The sequence below is a fragment of the Pseudoduganella aquatica genome, from assembly GCF_020865585.1.
Classification (GTDB): Bacteria; Pseudomonadota; Gammaproteobacteria; order Burkholderiales; family Burkholderiaceae_D; genus Rugamonas; species Rugamonas aquatica_A.
The window spans coordinates 2,180,573-2,200,345 of the sequence record NZ_CP086370.1; the positions used below are offsets into that span (position 1 = coordinate 2,180,573).

Consider the following 19,773-nt stretch of genomic DNA (forward strand, 5'->3'; position numbering starts at 1 on the left):
GGTACGGCAGGGCACTGGAGACCTACATGAAAGTTTTGGTAGTGGATGACGACGTGGTGTCGCGCATGGTGCTGATGCACCTGATCGACAGTTGCGGGAAATTCGACATCGTGGAAGCGGAAGACGGCGCGGACGCCTGGCAGCAGCTGGAAGACGGCTTGCGGCCTGCCATCGTCTTTTGCGATTTGCGCATGCCGCGCCTGTCCGGCATGGAGCTGCTGCAGCGCGTGAAAGGCAACCACGCCCTGAACGCCGTGCCCTTCGTGCTGGTGTCCTCGGCCACCGACAAGGAGACCGTGCAGCAGGCCACCAAGGCCGGCGCGGCCGGCTACATCGTCAAGCCCTTCCAGGCCGACCAGGTGCGTATCCACCTCACCGCCTTCCTTGACCAGGCCGCCAGCGGCTACGAGCACGTAGCTGAAACCCCGTCCGCCACGCAGCTGCGGCTGGGCATCAACGCCGACCGCCTGCTGGTCTACCTGACCGGCTTCCAGAACCAGCTCACCGTGGCCAGCGGCGAACTGGACGCCTTGTTCGCGCGCGGCGAGCAGCAGGAGGCGCAAGCCCGTATCGACCGTTTGCACGCCGGCTGCGTCACGCTGGGCCTGCACGGCGCGGCGGCGGCGCTGAAGAGTTTCGCGCCCGGATTTCTGTCCAGCGACGCGGTGCAGGCCGTGCTGTCGGACGTGATACGCGCCGTTATCCACCAGTCCGCGCTGGTGCGCAAATCGATTGGCGGCGGCAACTGAATCTGCTTGTGGCAGAAATGGTTTAGGTTTAAATTAGCCGTCAGGCTGACTTGAACCGACCATCTATCCAGGGCGACCATGAACAGACCCAATGCCGCACCCTTACCGGGGTTGAGCGACAGCGCACACGAAGACCCCTTCACGCGCATGAATCTGCCAGCAGCGGACCTGTGGCCCGAGCTGCGCTTCGACCTCCCCGAACTCAACTATCCGGAACGCCTGAACTGCGTGGCGGAACTGCTGGACCGCGCCCTGGCGGCAGGACAGGGTGGCCGCATCGCCATCCACTACGCGCACGGCGGCGCGGACCGCAGCTGGACCTATGCGCATCTGCTGGAGCAGGTGGACCGCATCGCCCACGTGCTGCGCGGCCCCATGGGACTGAAGACCGGCAACCGCGTGCTGCTGCGCGGCGCCAACAATCCCATGATGGCGGCCGCCGTGCTGGCGGTGCTCAAGGCCGGGCTGGTTGCCGTACCCACCATGCCGCTGCTGCGCGCGCGCGAACTGGGCGCCATCATGGCCAAGGCCAAGGTGGACGCGGTGCTGTGCGCCGCCAGCCTGCGCGCGGAACTGGAAGCGGCCGAAGGCTTGCCCGCCCAGGTGGTCTGGTTCAACGCCGAGGCGGCGGATGATGCATCGCTCGAAGCCATGATGACGCTGCAGCCCGCCGGCTTCGCCGCCTGCGATACCGCTGCGGACGACGTCTGCCTGATCAGTTTCACCTCCGGCACCACCGGCGTCCCCAAAGGCACCATGCATTTCCACCGCGACGTGCTGGCCATTTGCGACTGCTTCCCGCGTTCGGTGCTGCGCTCCGAACCCGGCGACATCTTCATCGGCACGCCGCCGCTGGCGTTTACCTTCGGCCTGGGCGGCCTGCTGCTGTTCCCGCTGCGCGTGGGCGCCGCCACCGTGCTGCTGGAAAAGCTCACGCCCGAAACGCTGCTGCAGGCCATCCAGCAATACCGCGCCACGGTGTGCTTCACCGCTCCCACCTTCTACCGCCAGATGGCGCCGCTGGCCGCCAGGTACGACATCGCCAGCCTGAAAAAATCCGTCTCGGCGGGCGAAGCGCTGCCGCTGGCCACGCGCGAGGCCTGGCAGCAGGCCACCGGCCTGCGCATGATAGACGGCATAGGCGCCACCGAAATGCTGCACATCTTTATCTCGGCGGCGGACGGCGACATCCGCCCCGGCGCCACCGGCAAGCCGGTGCCCGGCTACCAGGCCTGCATCCTGGACCGCGACGGCAATCCGGTGGGGCCGGGCATGGTGGGACGGCTGGCCGTGAAAGGCCCGACCGGCTGCCGCTACCTGGCCGACGACCGCCAGCGCGACTATGTCCACCATGGCTGGAACCTCACCGGCGACGCCTATGAAATGGACGCCGACGGCTATTTCTTCTACCGCTCGCGCACGGACGACATGATTATCTCCGCCGGCTACAACATCGCCGGCCCCGAGGTGGAGGACGCGCTGCTGCGCCATCCGGCGGTGGCCGAATGCGGCGTGGTCGGCACGCCGGACGAGGAGCGCGGCCAGGTCGTCGAAGCCCACGTCGTGCTCAAACCCGGCTATGATGCGTCGCCGCAGCTGGCCGCCGAATTGCAGGAGTTCGTGAAGGGCCAGATCGCGCCTTACAAATACCCGCGCGCCATCCGTTTCCTGGCCGCCTTGCCGCGCACCGAAACGGGCAAGCTGCAGCGCTTCAAACTGCGCGCCAGTCCAAGTAAATAAGCAAGGAAGACTTATGCCATTACCCGAAAACCAGGACCTGGACCTGGCCAGCCGCCTTACGCAGGAACACCACCAGTCGCTCAAGCTGTGGCTGCGCATGCTGTCCTGCACGGTGAAGATAGAGAATGAAATCCGCAGCCGCCTGCGCACCACCTTCGGCATCACGCTGCCGCGCTTCGATCTGATGGCGCAGCTGGAACGCCACCCCGAGGGGCTGCGCATGGGCGAACTGTCCAAGCGCATGATGGTCACCGGCGGCAACATCACCGGCATCACCGACCAGCTGGAGCAGGAAAACCTGGTCATGCGCGTGCCCGATCCGAAGGATGGCCGCGCCTACAGCGTCAAGCTCACGCAGGAGGGCCGCAGCGCCTTCGCCAGGATGGCGGCGGTGCATGAAAGCTGGGTAGCCGAACTGCTGCAGCCCATGCCGGCGGCCGACAAAGGCCAGCTGATCGACCTGCTGTCGCAGATGAAGCGCCACCTGAACGCGCCGGAATAGGCGCTGTCTGCGGTGCGGCGGGCATTCTAATCCAATCGTGGCGACAGGCGCGCACCATTGTGATAGCGTTGAATCTTTTGCAATGGTTGATGGAGGTTGTATGTTGAACGCTGTGAAGGCCGCCACTGTGGCGGGCCTGCTCTGGAGCCTGGGGGCGGCGCCGGCGTATGCCACCCCCATCATGACGTCCGAACTGAAGACCCAGCTGCTGGGCTGGCTGGGCAGCGCGAATACTGAGCTGGACCAGCTGTTCGTCCGCAAGGACGGCGACAGCGCCGCGCAGTTCCATGCCGCCGCGGACGGCAAGGGCGCCACGTTCTCGCTGCTGCGCGCGCGCGACAGTGCCGGCAACATTTGGGTAATCGGCGGCTACAATCCGCAAAGCTGGAGTTCGGTGGACGGGGAGAACATCACCATACCCGAGTCCGAGCGCACCGCCTTTATCTTCAACGCCACCGCGGGCCATATGTACCGCCAGGTGCCCGCTCCGCCGGACCAGGGAGTGCCGGACTACGGCTCGCACCAGACCTATAACTGTGCCAAGTGCGGACCGGCCTTTGGCAGCGGCGCGGACCTGCTGGTGAATGAGGACCTGGCCACCGGCGGCAGCTCTTATCTGACCTCTTACTACAGCTTCGAGCCGGGCGCCGAGCCCTTTGGCGGCAGCGTGGCGGGCACCGGCCAGTTCACCTACCTGGCAATGGAGGTGTACGCCGTGCGTGCAGTGCCGGAACCTGGGACGCTGGCCTTGCTGGTGGCCGGATTGGGTGTCATGGCCTACGCCTGCCGCAAACCGAACTGAACGTTAGAGGGGAAAAAAATTCCCGCATCACGCGCGTTTCTTGGTGATATACTGCATTTGTTCTTGTCATTTGGAAATATATATTTCATATGGGCAATATAAATAAAGACGAAATCCTGCTCATGCTCGAGCGGATGGAAGACGAGCTGATGCTCGCCGAAGTGGAGCGCATGGCTGGCCTGGCCGAGGCGGGCGCGGTGCGCACCGAGCTGGCGCAGCGCGCCGATGCGGCCTTGCGCACGTGCACGGCGGTGATCGCGCGCGCGCAGGGCGGCTGCCTGGTGAGCGAGGCGAGCCGCAAGCTGTTCGACACGCACGCCGGCGTCACGCTGGAAGTGCGCCTGCGCGGCGCGGCCGACAGCCTGCTGACGGTCAGCCTGCACCTTCCAAGCGAAGGCGAAGCGTCGCTGGTGGCCGAGCGTTCCAGCGGCGGCCTGCGCTACTTCAGCGGCAAGCTGACCTTGCCCAGCGGCGCCGAACCGCAACTGAGCGCCATGCTGTCGCAGGCGCTGGAACACGCACTGCAGCCAGCCTGACGTTACAGCATCGGCAGGCGCAGTGCATCGACGATGGTGCGCATCAGGCCGGTGCGCCGCCCGGTGTAGGGTGGGAAAAACAGCTTGATGAGCATGAGCGGCGAGGCGCGCAGTACCGCGCGCTCGTGCGAGAAAGCCTTGAAGCCATACTCGCCGTGCGCGCTGCCCATGCCTGAATTATTCACGCCGCCGAACGGCAGATTGCCGTGCGCGAAATGTGCCACGCAATGGTTCACGCAGGCGCCGCCCGAGCTGGTCTGCTCCAGCACCTTTCCCACCGCGCGCCGGTCTGTGCTCCACACGTACAAGGCCAGCGGCTTGGGCGCCGCGTTGATGGCGGCGATCACCTGGTCCAGCTCCGTGTAGCCGATAATGGGCAGCAGCGGACCGAAAATCTCCTCCGACAGTATCGCCGCGCCGGCTGGTATCCGGTCCAGCAGCGTGGGCGCGATATAGCACTGATCTTCATCCACTTCGCCGCCTGCCAGCAGGCGCGCGCCGCGCTGCTGCGCATCCGCCAGCAGACTTGCCAGGCGTTGCGTGTGGCGCCGGTTCACAACGCGCGCCAGATCGGCGCTGGCCTTCTGCGCCGCCGGACCGGCGCCGTAGCGCTGCTGCAACACGGCGCGGCAGGCATCCACGAAAGCGTCTTTCACGGACGCGTGCACATAGACATGGTCGGGCGCCACGCAGGTCTGGCCGTTGTTCAGGAACTTCCCCCACATCAGCGTTTCCGCCGCCAGCTTGAGGTTGGCGCTGGCGTCCACGATGCTGGGCGACTTGCCGCCCAGCTCCAGCGTCACGCTGGCCAAGTGCCTGGCTGCGGCCGCCATCACCAGCTTGCCCACGGCGGGCGAGCCGGTGAAAAAGATGTGGTCGAAAGGCAGCTCCAGCAGCACCCGCGAGGTAGGCTGGCTGCCCTCGAACAGCGCCACCTCGTTGGCCGGGAATACGCTGGCGACGATGCGGCCCATCAGCGCGGACACGGCGGGCGTCATCTCGGACGGCTTGATGATGGCCGTGTTGCCCGCCGCCAGCGCCGACACCAGCGGTCCGAAGCACAAACTCAGCGGATAGTTCCACGGCGCCACGATCAGCACGCGCCCGCGAGGCTGGTACTGCACCGACGCGCGCGTGCCCAGCATGGTGGTGGTGGGCCATACCGTGCGCGGCTTCATCCAGCGTTTCAGGCGGCCCAGCGCATGGCGGATCTCATCCATCACCGGCAGGAATTCGGACGCCTCCACCTCCGCCGGCGGTTTGCGGTAATCCTGCGCGAACGCGGCGTAGAAAGCCTCGCGCTGCGCCATCATCGCATCGCGCAGGCGGCGGATGCGTCGCAGCCTTTGCTGCGCCGTGGACGTGCGCCACGCCAGCGCAGTGGCCAGCTGCGCATCAAACGTGGCCTGGATATCGAGAGGATCAGCTTCGCTCATGGGGCTGGAATGGTGAAAATAATCCGGCCAGCGTAGCACGGCGGCGTTGCCGTTTTTTACATAAACCCTCTAATCGCCTCGCCAGGCAATGAACTTTTTGCGGCGGAGATTGTCTGTCATCAAACCGGCGGCTCCAATCGGGTTGTAGATTGACTTTTTCAACCCGGCAGACGATTAAATCATATGCGGGACGATAGCGCGGCTCGCCTGGAAATCTACTTTCGTCAGTATCGTGGCATTGCTCGTGCAATAGTTTTAGAAGAGCTACTTACGAGACACCCTGCGTTGCGCTTGAGCGATATCGGCCCCGGAGCACTGGAGCAAGCATCCGAATGGCATGATCGGCGGGTCGGGTGGAACTGGGACAGACTGTTGCGGCGAGCAAGGAAGCGGCCGAGGCGAATTGAACTGGCAATTTGGGTTCACTCCAGACTGTGTGGGTTGGCACTTGGCAGAGTCAGCGATGGCAAAGTCGTGGCGAGCTTGGACTGGCTGGAACGTGATCCGCATGCTGTGCATTTGGTTCGCTTCATCGAAGCGATCGCTACGCGCTACATTGAGACTATGGGCGCGCTCACTGGCTGCGATCAAGCTGTGCTGTGGCGGCCCGCGCCGGATCTGCTGGACTTCTATATAGACTTGGGCTACACCAGTGTAATAAGGCGAGGTGGTGCGGTGCTGGGCCTGCGGAAACGTCTTACTACGGCGCAAACGGCAACTGAGGACTGAATATGAAAGTTCGGATTGCAGGGAAAAAAATGGCCGCTGCATGCTTTAAAGATCGTGCAGTCGAGCAGCGAAAATTAGCTATGGAAATCGATGTCAGTAAGGAGGTCGAGCGCGCAAAGCGCTACGCTGACGCTACCAGAGACGATTTTTGGTCGAGAGTTGCATCGGCAGCGAGCCCAGTCAAAGGCTCCGAGGGAGCTTGCTTGGTGGGCGCGCCAACCCAGCATGGCGAATCTGCGCAGAGGAAGATGCTGGTGGTCCCCCCGACTGGAATCGAACCAGTATCCCACGCTTAGGAGGCATGTGCACTATCCATTGTGCTACGGGGAGGACGCTAGGCGAGCGCAATTATAGCCGATGGGCAGGCAAAAAATAGTCCCGCCTCCCCGATGTCGGTACAATGCTGGCTTCATTCATCTTTTCAGCGGCTTCCTCACCACGCCGCGCGCAGGCTTACTCACTATGGCAGTCATCTCTCTTTCTTCCGCGCAACTGGCGTTCGGCCACTTTGCGCTCCTTGACCATGCGGAATTTTCGCTGGAAACGGGCGAACGCGTCGGCCTGATCGGCCGCAACGGCACGGGCAAGTCGTCCCTGCTGAAAATCATTTCCGGCCGCTTCAAGCTCGACGACGGCTTGCTGGTGATGCAGCAGGGCCTGAAGATCGCCTACGTGGAGCAGGAGCCGGTGTTCGAGCCGGAGATGACGGTGTACGAGGCGGTGGCGTCCGGCATGGGCGACCTGCAGGACCTGCTGAAGGAGTACGACGCGCTGACCGGCCAGTTCGGCCAGGGCGACGACGACGCGCTGATGGAGCGCATGCACGACATCCAGGTCAAGCTGGACGCGGCCGATGCATGGAACCTGAAAAACAAGGTGGAAGCCACGCTGGACCGCTTGAACCTGGCCGCCGAGTCGCTGATGAAGACCCTGTCCGGCGGTATGCAAAAGCGCGTGGCGCTGGCGCGCGCGCTGGTGTCGGCGCCGGACGTGCTGCTGCTCGATGAACCGACCAACCACCTGGACTTCACCTCCATCATGTGGCTGGAAGGCCTGCTCAAGGACTACAAGGGCTCGGTGCTGTTCATCACCCACGACCGCTCCTTCCTGGACAACGTGGCCACCCGCATTATCGAGCTGGACCGTGGCCGCCTGCTGTCCTATCCGGGCAACTTCACCACCTACCAGGTGCGCAAGGCCGAACAGCTGGAGATCGAGGAAATCGAGAACGCCAAGTTCGATAAATTCCTGGCCCAGGAAGAAGTGTGGATACGCAAAGGCGTGAAGGCGCGCCGCACCCGCGACGAAGGCCGTGTGCGCCGCCTGGAGCGCCTGCGCGAGCAGCGCGCCGTGCGCCGCGACCAGCAGGGCCAGGTCACCCTGCAGGTGTCGGCCGGCGACCGCTCGGGCAAGATCGTGGCGGAACTGGAGAACGTGTCCAAGTCCTACAACCGTAAGATCGTCAACAATTTCAGCGCCACCATTCTGCGCGGCGACAAGGTGGGCCTGATCGGCGCCAACGGCGCCGGCAAGACCACCCTGCTCAAGCTGATTCTGGGCGAGGAAACGCCGGACAGCGGCACCGTCAAGCAGGGCACCAAGCTGCAGGTGGCGTACTTCGACCAGATGCGCACCCAGCTCAACGAGGAAGCCAGCCTGCTGGAAACCATCGCCCCGGGCAGCGACTGGGTGGAAGTGAACGGCCAGCGCAAGCACGCCATGAGCTATCTGAGCGACTTCCTGTTTGCGCCGGAACGCGCGCGTTCGCCGGTCAAGACCCTGTCCGGCGGCGAGCGCAACCGCCTGCTGCTGGCGCGCCTGTTCGCCAAGCCGGCCAACGTGCTGGTGCTCGATGAACCGACCAATGACCTGGATATCGACACCCTGGAGCTGCTGGAAGAGCTGCTGGAAGACTACCCGGGCACCGTGTTCCTGGTCAGCCACGACCGCATGTTCCTGGACAATGTGGTGACCCAGGTGATCGTGGCCGAAGGCGAGGGCAACTGGCGCGAATTCGTCGGCGGCTACACCGACTGGGAGCGCGTGCGCGACACCACGGCCACCGCCAAGGCCGCCGCCGCCAAGGCCGCCCCGAAAGTGGAGGCCGCCCCGGCCGCCGCTGCCGCCGCGCCTGCTGCTGCCAAGAAGAAACTGTCCTACAAGGAACAGCGCGAGCTGGACGAGCTGCCGAAGCAGATCGCCGCGCTGGAGGACGAGCAGACCGCGCTCAATCTGCAGCTGTCGGATCCCGATTTCTACAAGAAAAACGCGGCCGAAGCCAAGCGTGTGAACGCGCGTATTGAGCAAATCGAGGGCGAACTGCTGGAAGCTCTGGAAAAATGGGAAGCGATCGAGGCTCGCGCTAAGGGCTAGCAGCCGCCGCGCAGGCGTGCGCTGCTGCAGAGCGGAAAATTGTAAGATCTGCATTGTTGCTTAGCGGCCCGACCGGGCTGCGGCAGCAATGCAGATCTTTCAATTGGCCGAGGCGCACGACTGTGAAACCCTACCTCTCTACCGCCGAGCCCGCAGGTTCGGCCCCCGCCCTGGCACGGATTGTTCCGTTCGCCGTCTATCTGTTCTTTATTTTCATTGCCGACGTGCTGGTCCGCCTGGGCTATAGCGCGCAGGACACGCGCTGGCTGTACGGCGCAAAAATTCTCGCCGTCAGTGCCGCGCTGATGTTCTACTGGCGCCACTACGCCGAGCTGGCGTGGAAGGGCATGCGCGCGTCGCTGCTGGCGGCCAGCGTGGCCTTGGGCCTGCTGGTGTTCGTGCTGTGGATCAGCCTCGATGCGGGCTGGATGCAGATCGGCTCCGCGGCCGGTTTCGATCCGCGCGGCGCAGGCGGCGCCGTCAACTGGGGCCTGGTGGCGCTGCGCATCGCGGGCGCGGCCCTGGTGGTGCCGGTGATGGAGGAGCTGTTCTGGCGCTCGTTCCTGCTGCGCTGGCTCGATTCCCCCGATTTCCTCTCTGTCCGCGCGGCCGCCGTGTCGCTGAAGGCGCTCGCCATCACCGTGCTGCTGTTTGGCTTTGAGCACAACTTGTGGCTGGCCGGCATGGTTGCCGGCCTGGCCTACAGCCTGCTGTATATGCGCAGCGGCAATCTCTGGGCCGCCATCGTGGCGCACGGCGTCACCAATGGGGTGCTGGGCGCGTGGATCGTGGCCACCGGCAATTGGCACTACTGGTAAATCCCATGCGACTCCCTTACAAAAAACCACATCTGGCGCTGCTCATCAGTGCGATCGGCGCGGCGGCCTGCCTGCCGGCCGCGGCCGGCGTCAGCGACACCATCCACCCCTACCTGGCCGTGACGCGCTCCTACGACGCCAATCTGTTCCGGCTGGACGACAACACCCCCGGCCTGCTGGGGCCGCGCGGCGACACGCTGACGCAGACCCAGTACGGCGTGCTGATCGACATGCCCATCAGCCGGCAGAAACTCACCGGCCAGTTCAAGCAGTCGCGCGTGAAGTTCAACCATTACAGCGAACTGGACTACAGCGGCAAGGATTACCTGGCCGACCTCGAGTGGCACATCGGCAACCACCTGGAAGGCCACCTGGGCGGCCTGTATGCGCAAACGCTGACCTCCTTCAGCGACTTCCACACCAACCAGCGCAACCTGCGCGTGCAGAAGCGCGAGTACGTGGACGGCGCCTGGCGCTTCCACCCGAGCTACCGCGTGCGCGCCGCCGCGAGCAGCCAGAAGTTCACCTACGATTTGCCGCAGCAGCAGTTCAACAACCGCACCGAGGACCAGGTCGACCTGGGCTTCGACTACCTGCCGCCCAGCGGCAGCCGCTTCGGCCTGCAGGCCAGCCAGCTCAAGGGAAAATACCCCAACCACCGCATCCTGGGCGGCACGTCCATCGACGACGGCTACACGCAGAACGAGCTGAAGGCCAATGTGTACTGGCTGTTCTCCGCCACTTCGCAATTCACCATGCTGGCCGGCTGGGCCGAGCGCAAGCACAGCTTCTTTCCCGAGCGCGACAGCAGCGGCCTGAACGGCCGGGCCTCGATGAACTGGTCCATGCTGCGCAAGCTGCGCATGCAGGCCTCGGCCTGGCGCGAGTTCGCGCCGGTGGAAAGCAACGTCGTCAACAACAGCTTGAACAAGGGCGCCAGCTTCAGCACCACCTGGGACGCGACCGCCAAGATCAACGTGGTTGCTGCGGTGCGTCGGGAAAAGCGCGATTTTAGTACGCTGGAGGGCAGGATCGCGCCGCCCAATCTGCACGACAAGAGCCGCAACGCGTCCCTCGGCGTGAACTATGCGCCGCTGCAGTCGGTACGGCTGTCCGCCAATGTGTTTCATGAAGTCCGCAGCGGAAACGCCTCCACCAACTACCGCACGCACGGCGCCGCCGTCAGTGCCAGCATACAGTTTTGAGAATGACCATGACGGTTAACGACATTCCCCTGATTTCCTTCTTCCAGCGCGTGCTGGACCCGCTCATTATCATGGGCACGCTGTACCTGTTTTCCATGCTGTTCGCCGAACCCTTCACCGGCTATTCGCTGGTGCTGATGATACTGGCCTTCTTCATCTCGTCCTCGGTGTACCAGTACGTCGACCCCTACCGCACCTGGCGCAGCGGCCGCATGATGGCCTATGCGCGCGACATCGTGGTGGGCTGGGTGGTCACCGCGCTGATCCTGGTGTTCCTGGGCTCGGTCAGCGGCCTGTCCTACCACTACGACGAGAACGTGGTGCTGGTGTGGTTCTTCGCCACGCCCTTCGTGCTGCTGCTGAGCCACCTGGCCGCGCGCAAGCTCGGTTCCGATCCGGCCAAGGACAGCGAACTGCGCTCGGTGCTCATCATCGGCGCCAACGACGTGGGCGTGAAGTTCGCCAACACCATAGACCGTTTCCCGAACCTGTACATGAAGGTGTGCGGCTTCTTCGACGACCGCACCGACGTGCGCCAGCCGCGCACCATGCGCCACCCGGTGCTGGGCACGATGGACGACATCGCCGCCTATGTGCGCGAGCACCAGATCAAGATGATCTTCATCAGCCAGCCGATCTCGGCGCAGCCGCGCATCCGCCGCCTGCTCGACGAGCTGCAGGACACCACGGCCTCGGTCTATTTCCTGCCCGATATCTACGTGTTCGACCTGATGCAGGCGCGCTTCGACAACGTGGGCGGCATGCCGGTGATCGCCATCTGCGAAAGCCCGTTCACCGGCTTCAACAGCCTGGTCAAACGCAGCAGCGACATCGTGCTGGCCGCGCTGATCACGCTGGCGCTGGTGCCGGTGATGGCGGTGATCGCCGCCGCCGTGCGCATCAGCTCGCCCGGCCCGGTGATCTTCCGGCAGCGCCGCTACGGCTTGTACGGCGAGGAAATCATCGTCTACAAATTCCGCTCGATGACGGTGGCCGAGGATGGCGCGAAAGTGGTGCAGGCGACCAAGAACGACCAGCGCGTGACGCGCGTGGGCGCCTTCCTGCGCCGCTCCTCGCTGGACGAGCTGCCGCAGTTTATCAATGTGCTGCAGGGGCGCATGAGCATCGTCGGTCCGCGCCCGCACGCGGTGGCGCACAACGAGCAGTACCGCAAGCTGATCAAGGGCTACATGCTGCGCCACAAGGTCAAGCCCGGCATCACCGGCTGGGCGCAGGTGAACGGCCTGCGCGGCGAGACCGAGACGCTGGACAAGATGGAGGCGCGCATCCGCTACGACCTGGACTACCTGCGCAACTGGTCGCTGTGGATGGATCTGCTGATCGTCATGCGCACGGTCAAGGTGGTGGCGGCGCGCGAAAACGCGCACTAGGCCGGGCGCCGGCGGCAACGCCGCCAGTCGTGCGTCACGGTTGGCAATGTTTCGCTAAGATGTTTGTCTAATGACAATGTTGCAAAGCTTTCACAAAGGAATGATCATGAAAAATGCTTTCCCATCCAGCCGTTCGGCGGCCGTTCTGATGCTGGCGGCGGCGCTGGCCCTGTCCGCATGCGGCGAGAAAGCCAAGAAGACCGGCCAGGCCCTGGCCAGCGTCAATGGCGAGGAGATCACGGTGCTGCAGCTGAACGAGGAAATGCAGCGCTCCGGCGTGCAGGCGGCGCAGCAGGACACGGCCCGCAAGCAGCTGCTGGAAGGGCTGATCGACCGCCAGCTGCTGCAAAACGAGGCGGCCAAGGACAAGCTGGAGCGCGACCCGCAGGTGATGCAGGCTATCGAGCGCGCCAAGGCCATGATCGTGGCGCAGGCGTATATGCAGAAGCGCATCGGCAGCCAGGCCCGTCCGGCCAAGGGCGAGGTGGAGCAGTACTACCAGCAGCATCCTGAATTCTTCGCCAACCGCAAGCAGTTCGACATGCGCCAGCTGGTGCTGGCCACCAAGGACGTCAGCGAGCAGCTCAAGAGCCAGCTCGACAGCGTGAAGTCGCTGGAGGAGGCCGCCGCCTGGCTGGACGGGCACCAGATCAAATACGTGCGCGCCGGCCTGACCCGCACCAGCACCGATTTGCCGCCGGAACTGGGCGCGCGCCTGGCGGCCATGCCCAAGGGGCAGCTGTTCATCATCCGCGAAGGCGAGCGCAGCATGCTGATCCAGATCACCGACGTCAAGGACAGCCCGCTCAGCCTGGACGCGGCCACCGCGCAGATCGAGCAGTTCCTGTTCAACAAGAAGAACAAGGAAGCGGCCGAGGCCGAGATCAAGCGCCTGCGCTCGACCGCCAAGATCGAGTACTTCAACAAGGCGGACACGACCGCCGCCGCCGCGCCTGCGGCACCTGCCGCCGCTGCCAGCCCAACGCCGCCGGCCCAGCAGGCCGCCGCATCGCAGTCCTCCGCCGACGAGGCCGCCGCGCGCGGCGTGGCCGGCCTGAAATAAACGACCCGCATCCACCCCTCATCAAGTGAGCTCATCATGAAAAAACTCATCCTGTGGCTGGCCCTGGCCGCCAGCCTGGTCATGGCGCTGGTACTGCGTCCGGCCATGGCGGCCGACATTGTGCTCGGTTCCGGCGACGTGCTGAAAATCTCGGTCTACGGCAGTCCGGACCTGGCGCTGGAAACCCGCGTCAGCGACAGCGGCGGCATCACCTTCCCGCTGATCGGCCAGGTGGCCCTGGGCGGCCTGACGGTGCCGGCGGCGGAAAAGAAAATCGGCTCCCTGCTGGAAAGCGGCGGCTACGTGAAGCGGGCGCAGGTCAACATCCTGGTCACGCAGATCCAGAGCCAGCAGGTGTCCGTGCTGGGCCAGGTGAACCGCCCCGGGCGCTACCCGGTGGACGGCAAGCGCAGCCTGATGGACATGCTGGCCCAGGCCGGCGGCATCGGCCCCGAGGGCGGCGACACCGTGTCGCTGATACGCACCCGCGACGGCAAGACCACGCGCGAAGTGATCGACGTGGTGCAGATGGTGCAGGCCGCCGATTTCGGCCGCGACTACCAGCTGCAGCCGAACGACATCATCTACGTCGAGCGCGCGCCGCGCTTCTACATCTACGGCGAAGTGCAGCACCCGGGCGCGGTGCGCCTGGAGCGCGGCATGACGGTGCTGCAGGCGCTGTCGGCCGGCGGCGGCCTGACCCCGCGCGGCACCGAGCGCGGCATGCGCATCAAGCGCAAGGACGCCAGCGGCCAGCTGCAGATCATCAACGTGAAGCACGACGACCCGGTACAGGTGGACGACATCGTGTACGTCAAGGAAAGCCTGTTCTAAGGAAACGCCATGAATTTCGCCCAATTTTTATTGATACTGCAAGCGCGCAAGAAGATCGTGCTGGCCACGCTGATCGCCACCGTGGCGGTCACCGTGCTGGTCAGCCTGCTGCTGCCGGCCACCTACAAGGGCTCGTCCTCGGTGCTGCTCAACACCAAGGGCGTGGACCCGGTCACCGGCATGACCATGCCGGGCCAGCTCATGCCCAGCTACGTGGCCACGCAGATCGACCTGATCTCCAGCAAGAACGTGGCGCTGCGCGTGGTGGACCAGCTCAAGCTGGCGGCCAACCCGGCGGTGCAGGAGCAGTTCCGCGAAGACACCGGCGGCAAAGGCACGGTGCGCGACTGGCTGGCCACGCTGCTGCTGAAGAAGCTGGACGTGGTGCCCTCGCGCGAGAGCAGCGTGATCGAGATTAATTTCAAGGGCGCCGACCCGGCCTTCGTGGCGGCGGTGGCCAACGCCTTCGCCGACGAATACCAGAAGCTCAGCGTGCAGCTGAAGGCCGACCCGATGAAGAAGGCCACCGGCTACTTCACCGAGCAGATCAAGGGCCTGCGCGACCAGCTGGAGGCGGCGCAGAGCCGGCTGTCGAAGTACCAGCAGGAGAACGGCATCGTCAGCCTGGACAACCGCCTGGACGTGGAGTCGAACCGCCTGAACGACCTGTCGGCCCAGCTGGTGATGGCGCAGTCGCAGCAGATGGAAGCGAGTTCGCGCCGCAGCGTGGCCAGCGGCCGCGCGCTCGATTCGCCCGACGTGGCCGCCAGCCCGCTGGTGCAGAACCTGCGCGCGCAGCTGAGCATGGCCGACACCAAGCTGGCCGAAGTGGGCCAGCGCCTGGGGCGCAACCACCCGCAATACCAGAGCGCCAAGGCGGAGGCGGACCAGCTGCGCGCCAGCCTCAATTCGGCGGTGGCGTCGACCTCCAACAGCGTCGGCAACAACGCCCAGATCCTGGGCGCGCGCGAGGCCGCGCTGCGCGAGGCGCTGGCCGAGCAGAAGACCCGCATCCTGCAAATCAACCGCAGCCGCGACGAGCTCAATGTGCTGCAGCGCGACGTCGAGGCGGCCCAGCGCGCCATGGACGCGGCCTCGCTGCGCCTGTCGCAGACGCGCATGGAAGGGCAGTCCGACCAGTCCGACATCGCGCTGCTGAACCCGGCCGTGGCGCCGGTCGAGCCGTCCTCGCCGCGCCTGCTGCTCAACACCGTGCTGGCCCTGTTCATGGGCAGCCTGCTGGGCGTGGGCTTCGGCATGCTGGCCGAGATGCTGGACCGCCGCGTGCGCTCGCGCGCCGACCTGGCCGACCTGGTGCAGATCCCTGTGCTGGGCGAAATTCACTGGGGCCCGGCCCGTGCCCGCTCCAAGCTGGGCATGGCCTTGATGCCGCGCCGCGTGCGCCTGACCTGATATGGACAAGATGATGAACCACCCAGCCATGAAACCCGCGGCGCTGCCGCCCGCCGTCGACTCCAGCATAGGCGGGCTGCTGCTCGCCTCCGGCAAGCTGAGCCCTGAAAACGCCGAGCGCGTGCTGCGCATGCAGCAGGAGCTGGGCATCCGCTTCGGCGAGGCGGCCCAGCGCCTGGGCCTGATCTCCGAGGCCGACATCCAGCAGGTGCTGGCGCGCCAGTTCGACTATCCCTATCTGGCGCCGGGCGAGGGCGGCCTGTCGCCGCAGCTGGTGGCGGCCTACCACCCGTTCTCGGCGCAGGTGGAAGTGCTGCGCGCGGTGCGCAGCCAGCTGATGCTGCGCTGGTTCGGACGCGGCCGCAAGTCGCTGGCGGTGGCCGGCGTGGAGCCGGGCGACGGCGCCAGCCTGTTCGCCGCCAACCTGGCGGTGGTGTTCTCGCAGCTGGGCGAACAGACCCTGCTGGTGGACGCCAATCTGCGCACGCCGCGCCAGCAGGAAATTTTCGCCCTGAAGCAGCGCGCCGGCCTGTCCGACGTGCTGGCCGGCCGCGCCGATCCGGGCGTGGCGGAAAAAATCGACCAGATGGTGGACCTGTCGGTGCTGGTGGCGGGCACCTTGCCGCCCAATCCGCAGGAGCTGCTGGCGCGCCCCGGCTTCGCCAGCCTGAATCTGCACCTGGAAGCGCGCCACGACGTGGTGCTGTACGACGCGCCGGCCTGCGTGCTGGGCTCCGATACGCTGGCGCTGGCCTCCCGCGTGGGCGGGGTGCTGCTGGTGGCGCGCAAGAACCGCACCTCGCTGGCCGCCATCAGCGCCAGCGTGGACCAGCTGCAGCACGCCGGCATCGCCGTGGTCGGCTCGGTCATGGTGGAGCACTAAATGCTGTCCGCCAGCACTCCGCTGCCGCCGGGCCGCGGCTCGGCCGCCGGACCGGGCCAGGGGCAGCGCCGGGACAGCTTGCCGGCCTGCTGGCTGCTGGCCCTGGCGGGCCTGCTGGCGCTCTACCTGCCCACTTTCTACGACGCGCTGCAGGAAGTGTGGGGCAGGGAAGAACAGGCGCACGGCCCCATTATCCTGGGCGTGTCGCTGTGGCTGCTGTACCGCAACTGGCCGGCCATGATGGCGGCCGGGACCGGCTCCGGCGACGGCCGGCTGGCGCGCGGCGCCTCCTGGGGCTGGCCGCTGCTGGCCATGGGCCTGCTGAGCTATTTCCTGGGCCGCGTGCTCAACATCCAGTTCATCGAAATGTTTTCCTTCCCGTGCACGGTGCTGGCGGTGCTGTTGCTGCTGCAGGGACCGGCCGCGCTGCGGGTGCAGTGGTTCCCGCTGTTTTTCATGCTGTTCATGCTGCCGCTGCCCGGCCCCTTTGTTGACACGCTGACCATGCCGATGAAGATGGCGGTGTCCTGGTGCGCCGAGCACATCCTGTTCGCGGCCGGCTATCCCATCGCGCGCAGCGGCGTGGTGCTGCAGGTGGGCCAGTATCAACTTTTGGTTGCCGACGCCTGCGCCGGCCTGCACACCCTGTTCACGCTGGAAGCGCTCGGATTGCTGTATCTTAATATCGTGCGGCACGGCTCGTTTCTGCGCAATGTGGGCCTTGCGCTATTGATCGTGCCGATTTCATTTACCGCCAATATTATCCGCGTCATGACGCTGACCTTGATTACCTACCATTTCGGCGATGCCGCCGGGCAGGGTTTCCTGCATGGATTTGCCGGCATGGTGCTGTTTATCAGCGCGCTATTGCTGATCATCGGCGTCGATACGCTGTTGCGCGGCGCGGTGCGCCGCCGCAGCGCGGCCGCCTCCAGGAGTACGACATGAACCGCAGAACCGCCGCCGGCGCCATTCTGGCCACGCTGATGGGCGGCACCAGCGCCGCCGCCGCCTTGCTGAAACCGAAAAAACACGCCGCGCCCGAGATGGAAAAACTGGGCCTGGAAACCCTGGTTCCGGCCGAGTTCGCCGGCTGGCGCATCGACCGCAGCGTGGTGCCGGTGCAGCCGCCGCCCGAGGTGGAGGAGGTCATCGGCCAGCTGTACGACGAAACGCTGGCGCGCACCTACGTCAATGCGCGCGGCCAGCGGGTGATGCTGTCGATTGCCTACGGCGGCGACCAGAGCGGGCGGCTGCGCGTGCACCGCCCCGAGAAATGTTATTCCGCGCAGGGCTTCCGGGTCGACAATGTGGCCCAGCAGCAGCGCCAGGTGGGGGGCGCCAACGTCGTCGTCAACCGCCTGTACGCGGTGCTGGGCGCGCGCCAGGAGCCCATCAGCTACTGGATACGGGTGGGCGACGAGACCGTGTCCGGCACCCTGGCCCAGCGCATCACCCAGCTTCGCTTCAGCCTGAACGGGCAGATTCCGGACGGGCTGCTGTTCCGCGTGTCCAATATCGGGGCCGACCGCGACGCCGGCTACGCGCTGCAAGACAGCTTCATCGCCGACCTGGTGCGCAGCATGCCGCCCGCCGACGCGGCCAAACTGGTTGGCAATCCGGCAAGGCCATAGCACATGTCAGAAAATTATTCGGGCCGTGCTTTTAATCACAGCATAGCTTATTACGTAGGCGGCCGTTTTCTTAATGCAGTGGCCGCTTTTTTTATTCTTATCTGGATTGCGCGCCAGCTTCCGGAGAATCAGTATATTAATTACGTCGCCGCTTATTCGATTATCGAAATGGGGATAGTTTTATCCGGATTCGGCATGGAATGGGTGACCGGTATTTATATCCCGCAAATCCGCATGCACGCCAGCGGGCGGGATTTATACCGTTTTGTGTGGCAAAGCGCGGCGCTGCAGGCCCTGCTGCTGGCGGGCGGCGCCTTGATACTGTTTTTTACAGCGCCGCTGCTCACGGCCTGGCTCGGCCTGCGCGACGCGCAGGGCGTGCTGCGCCTCTACGCGGGCGTGATGCTGATCGAAGGCGTGAGCCGGGTATTCCGCGACCAGTTGCTGTCCAGTTTGCTTTTGCAGAAAGCCGGCCAGGCCAGCCAGCTGCTGCGCAATGTGGCGCTGGCCGGCTACGCTGTGCTGGCCTTTTCGCACGAGGAATGGCGCAATGCGCACGCGCTGGCGGTCGGCGAGCTGATCGCGAGCAGCGGCAGCCTGCTGGTGGCCGCATGGTGCTTGCAGCGGCATTTGTGGCCGCTGCGCGCGCAAGCCGGCCGGCCGGCCGCGGCCCAGCCGGCCGCCACCGCCGGCATGCCCGGCGCCGAGCCGGCGTGGGCCATGCCGGCCTGGCGCGACATGCTGCGCGTGGGCCGCAACGCCTGGCTGAGCAATATTGCCAATCTGACCTGGAGCTGGCAGGCCGTGATCCTGCTGGCGACCCGTACGCTGGGGCCGGAGGCGGCCGCGCCGCTGGGCTTTGCCCGCAACCTGGCCGAGCAGGTGCGCAAATACCTGCCCAGTGAATTCCTGCTGGGCATCGTGCGCACCTTGCTGGTGGTGCGCTACGCGGCGGAAAAGGACAAAGGCAAGCTGGGCCTGCGTGCCGGCCTGATCTACAAAGTTAACCTGCTATGCCTGCTGCCCCTGCTGGTGCTGTGCGCGGTGCGCGGCGCGGAGCTGGCCGCCTTCCTCAGCAAGGGCCGCTACCCGGACGCGCACTGGCTGCTCACCGGCTGGCTGGCCGTGCTGGTGGTGCTGGCGCACCGCCGCCTGACCGACCTGATGGCGCATACGCTGGGCCGCTCGTCGGCCACCACGCGCGCCAATTTCGTGTTGCTGCTCACGCCGCTGGCGCTGCTGCTGGTGGCCCCGCAACAGCGCTGGAGCTGGCTGTTCGCCGTGCTGGCGCTGGCCGAAACCGTGTATTCGGCGCTGGTGTTGCGCCAGCTGCGCACGCCGGACTGGCATTACCGCCTGCACTGGAGCGGCCTGGCGAAATACCTGGTGGCCGGCTTGCTGGCGGCCATGGTGCTGGCCAGCCTGCCGGGCGGGGCGGACGCCTTCCACCTGGCGCTGGCGCTGTGCGCGGCCACCGGCGTCAGCTGGGGCGTGCTGTTGCTGCTGCGGCCGCTGTCCGCGGCGGAGCTGGCCCTGCTGCCGGCGCGCGCCCTGCGTCTGCTGCGCCAGAGTCCGGCTGTTTCAAGTTAATATAAATGAACCGGATATTCCAATTTAATATTAACTAAAATAAACAACCGTGATTTGTTTATCAATTGGCGTCTT

At 65.4% G+C, this 19,773-nt stretch carries 18 protein-coding genes and 1 tRNA gene; 17 read left to right on the forward strand and 2 right to left on the reverse strand.

Translation table 11 applies throughout. The features are described from left to right. Positions 1 to 26: 26 nt before the first annotated feature. From KT882_RS09565 to KT882_RS09585, 5 genes are all read left to right on the forward strand, one after another. Positions 27 to 749, forward strand: a complete 723-nt coding sequence (locus KT882_RS09565; protein ID WP_161071794.1) for a response regulator — start codon at positions 27 to 29, stop codon at positions 747 to 749. 78 nt (positions 750 to 827) lie between these two features. Further along, complete coding sequence (locus KT882_RS09570) at positions 828 to 2,489, forward strand: AMP-binding protein (protein ID WP_228895506.1); 1,662 nt, start codon at positions 828 to 830, stop codon at positions 2,487 to 2,489. A gap of 13 nt (positions 2,490 to 2,502) precedes the next feature. Continuing rightward, positions 2,503 to 2,991, forward strand: coding sequence for a MarR family winged helix-turn-helix transcriptional regulator (locus KT882_RS09575; RefSeq protein WP_161071795.1), 489 nt, complete (start codon positions 2,503 to 2,505; stop codon positions 2,989 to 2,991). A 100-nt stretch (positions 2,992 to 3,091) separates the two neighbouring features. After that, positions 3,092 to 3,793 carry a PEP_CTERM-anchored TLD domain-containing protein gene (locus tag KT882_RS09580; RefSeq protein WP_161071796.1) on the forward strand — a complete coding sequence of 234 codons (702 nt, stop codon included), beginning with the start codon at positions 3,092 to 3,094 and terminating at the stop codon, positions 3,791 to 3,793. A gap of 89 nt (positions 3,794 to 3,882) precedes the next feature. Continuing rightward, positions 3,883 to 4,329 (forward strand): hypothetical protein, encoded by a 447-nt coding sequence (locus tag KT882_RS09585; RefSeq protein ID WP_161071797.1) that lies wholly within the window; start codon positions 3,883 to 3,885, stop codon positions 4,327 to 4,329. A gap of 2 nt (positions 4,330 to 4,331) precedes the next feature. Here the strand turns inward: KT882_RS09585 and KT882_RS09590 are convergent, their stop codons facing one another. Continuing rightward, positions 4,332 to 5,765: an aldehyde dehydrogenase family protein gene (locus KT882_RS09590; RefSeq protein WP_228895508.1), complete on the reverse strand. Its 1,434-nt coding sequence runs from the start codon at positions 5,763 to 5,765 to the stop codon at positions 4,332 to 4,334. Between the two features lie 483 nt (positions 5,766 to 6,248). Here KT882_RS09590 and KT882_RS09595 point away from each other — a divergent pair, with 483 nt between their 5' ends. Continuing rightward, entirely contained in the window at positions 6,249 to 6,494 is a 246-nt protein-coding gene (locus KT882_RS09595) for a hypothetical protein (protein ID WP_161071799.1), read from the forward strand. Positions 6,495 to 6,749: 255 nt separating this feature from the next. Here the strand turns inward: KT882_RS09595 and KT882_RS09600 are convergent. Further along, positions 6,750 to 6,824, reverse strand: a tRNA-Arg gene (locus KT882_RS09600). A 132-nt stretch (positions 6,825 to 6,956) separates the two neighbouring features. Here KT882_RS09600 and KT882_RS09605 point away from each other — a divergent pair. From KT882_RS09605 to KT882_RS09655, 11 genes are all read left to right on the forward strand, one after another. Next, entirely contained in the window at positions 6,957 to 8,867 is a 1,911-nt protein-coding gene (locus KT882_RS09605) for an ATP-binding cassette domain-containing protein (protein WP_161071800.1), read from the forward strand. A 122-nt stretch (positions 8,868 to 8,989) separates the two neighbouring features. Next, the gene (locus KT882_RS09610) at positions 8,990 to 9,685 is read left to right on the forward strand and encodes a CAAX prenyl protease-related protein (protein ID WP_161071801.1); all 696 of its coding nucleotides are present in this window, start codon (positions 8,990 to 8,992) and stop codon (positions 9,683 to 9,685) included. Between the two features lie 5 nt (positions 9,686 to 9,690). After that, positions 9,691 to 10,890 carry an XrtB/PEP-CTERM-associated polysaccharide biosynthesis outer membrane protein EpsL gene (epsL, locus tag KT882_RS09615; RefSeq protein WP_228895510.1) on the forward strand — a complete coding sequence of 400 codons (1,200 nt, stop codon included), beginning with the start codon at positions 9,691 to 9,693 and terminating at the stop codon, positions 10,888 to 10,890. A gap of 8 nt (positions 10,891 to 10,898) precedes the next feature. After that, the gene (locus KT882_RS09620; protein WP_161071803.1) at positions 10,899 to 12,281 is read left to right on the forward strand and encodes an undecaprenyl-phosphate glucose phosphotransferase; all 1,383 of its coding nucleotides are present in this window, start codon (positions 10,899 to 10,901) and stop codon (positions 12,279 to 12,281) included. A gap of 106 nt (positions 12,282 to 12,387) precedes the next feature. Beyond that, the gene (locus tag KT882_RS09625; protein ID WP_321170349.1) at positions 12,388 to 13,344 is read left to right on the forward strand and encodes an EpsD family peptidyl-prolyl cis-trans isomerase; all 957 of its coding nucleotides are present in this window, start codon (positions 12,388 to 12,390) and stop codon (positions 13,342 to 13,344) included. A 36-nt stretch (positions 13,345 to 13,380) separates the two neighbouring features. Further along, positions 13,381 to 14,178: a polysaccharide export protein EpsE gene (epsE, locus tag KT882_RS09630; RefSeq protein ID WP_161071804.1), complete on the forward strand. Its 798-nt coding sequence runs from the start codon at positions 13,381 to 13,383 to the stop codon at positions 14,176 to 14,178. A gap of 9 nt (positions 14,179 to 14,187) precedes the next feature. Beyond that, positions 14,188 to 15,591: a chain length determinant protein EpsF gene (gene epsF, locus KT882_RS09635; protein ID WP_161071805.1), complete on the forward strand. Its 1,404-nt coding sequence runs from the start codon at positions 14,188 to 14,190 to the stop codon at positions 15,589 to 15,591. 13 nt (positions 15,592 to 15,604) lie between these two features. Next, positions 15,605 to 16,474, forward strand: coding sequence for a chain length determinant protein tyrosine kinase EpsG (epsG, locus tag KT882_RS09640; RefSeq protein ID WP_228896590.1), 870 nt, complete (start codon positions 15,605 to 15,607; stop codon positions 16,472 to 16,474). Beyond that, positions 16,475 to 17,422, forward strand: a complete 948-nt coding sequence (gene xrtB, locus KT882_RS09645; RefSeq protein WP_228895514.1) for an exosortase B — start codon at positions 16,475 to 16,477, stop codon at positions 17,420 to 17,422. After that, positions 17,419 to 18,108 carry an exosortase-associated protein EpsI, B-type gene (epsI, locus tag KT882_RS09650; RefSeq protein ID WP_161071808.1) on the forward strand — a complete coding sequence of 230 codons (690 nt, stop codon included), beginning with the start codon at positions 17,419 to 17,421 and terminating at the stop codon, positions 18,106 to 18,108. The genes xrtB and epsI overlap by 4 nt, the downstream gene beginning before the upstream one ends. A 3-nt stretch (positions 18,109 to 18,111) precedes the next feature. Then, on the forward strand, positions 18,112 to 19,698 hold the full coding sequence (locus KT882_RS09655) for an oligosaccharide flippase family protein (RefSeq protein ID WP_228895517.1): 1,587 nt from the start codon (positions 18,112 to 18,114) through the stop codon (positions 19,696 to 19,698). Positions 19,699 to 19,773: the final 75 nt, after the last annotated feature.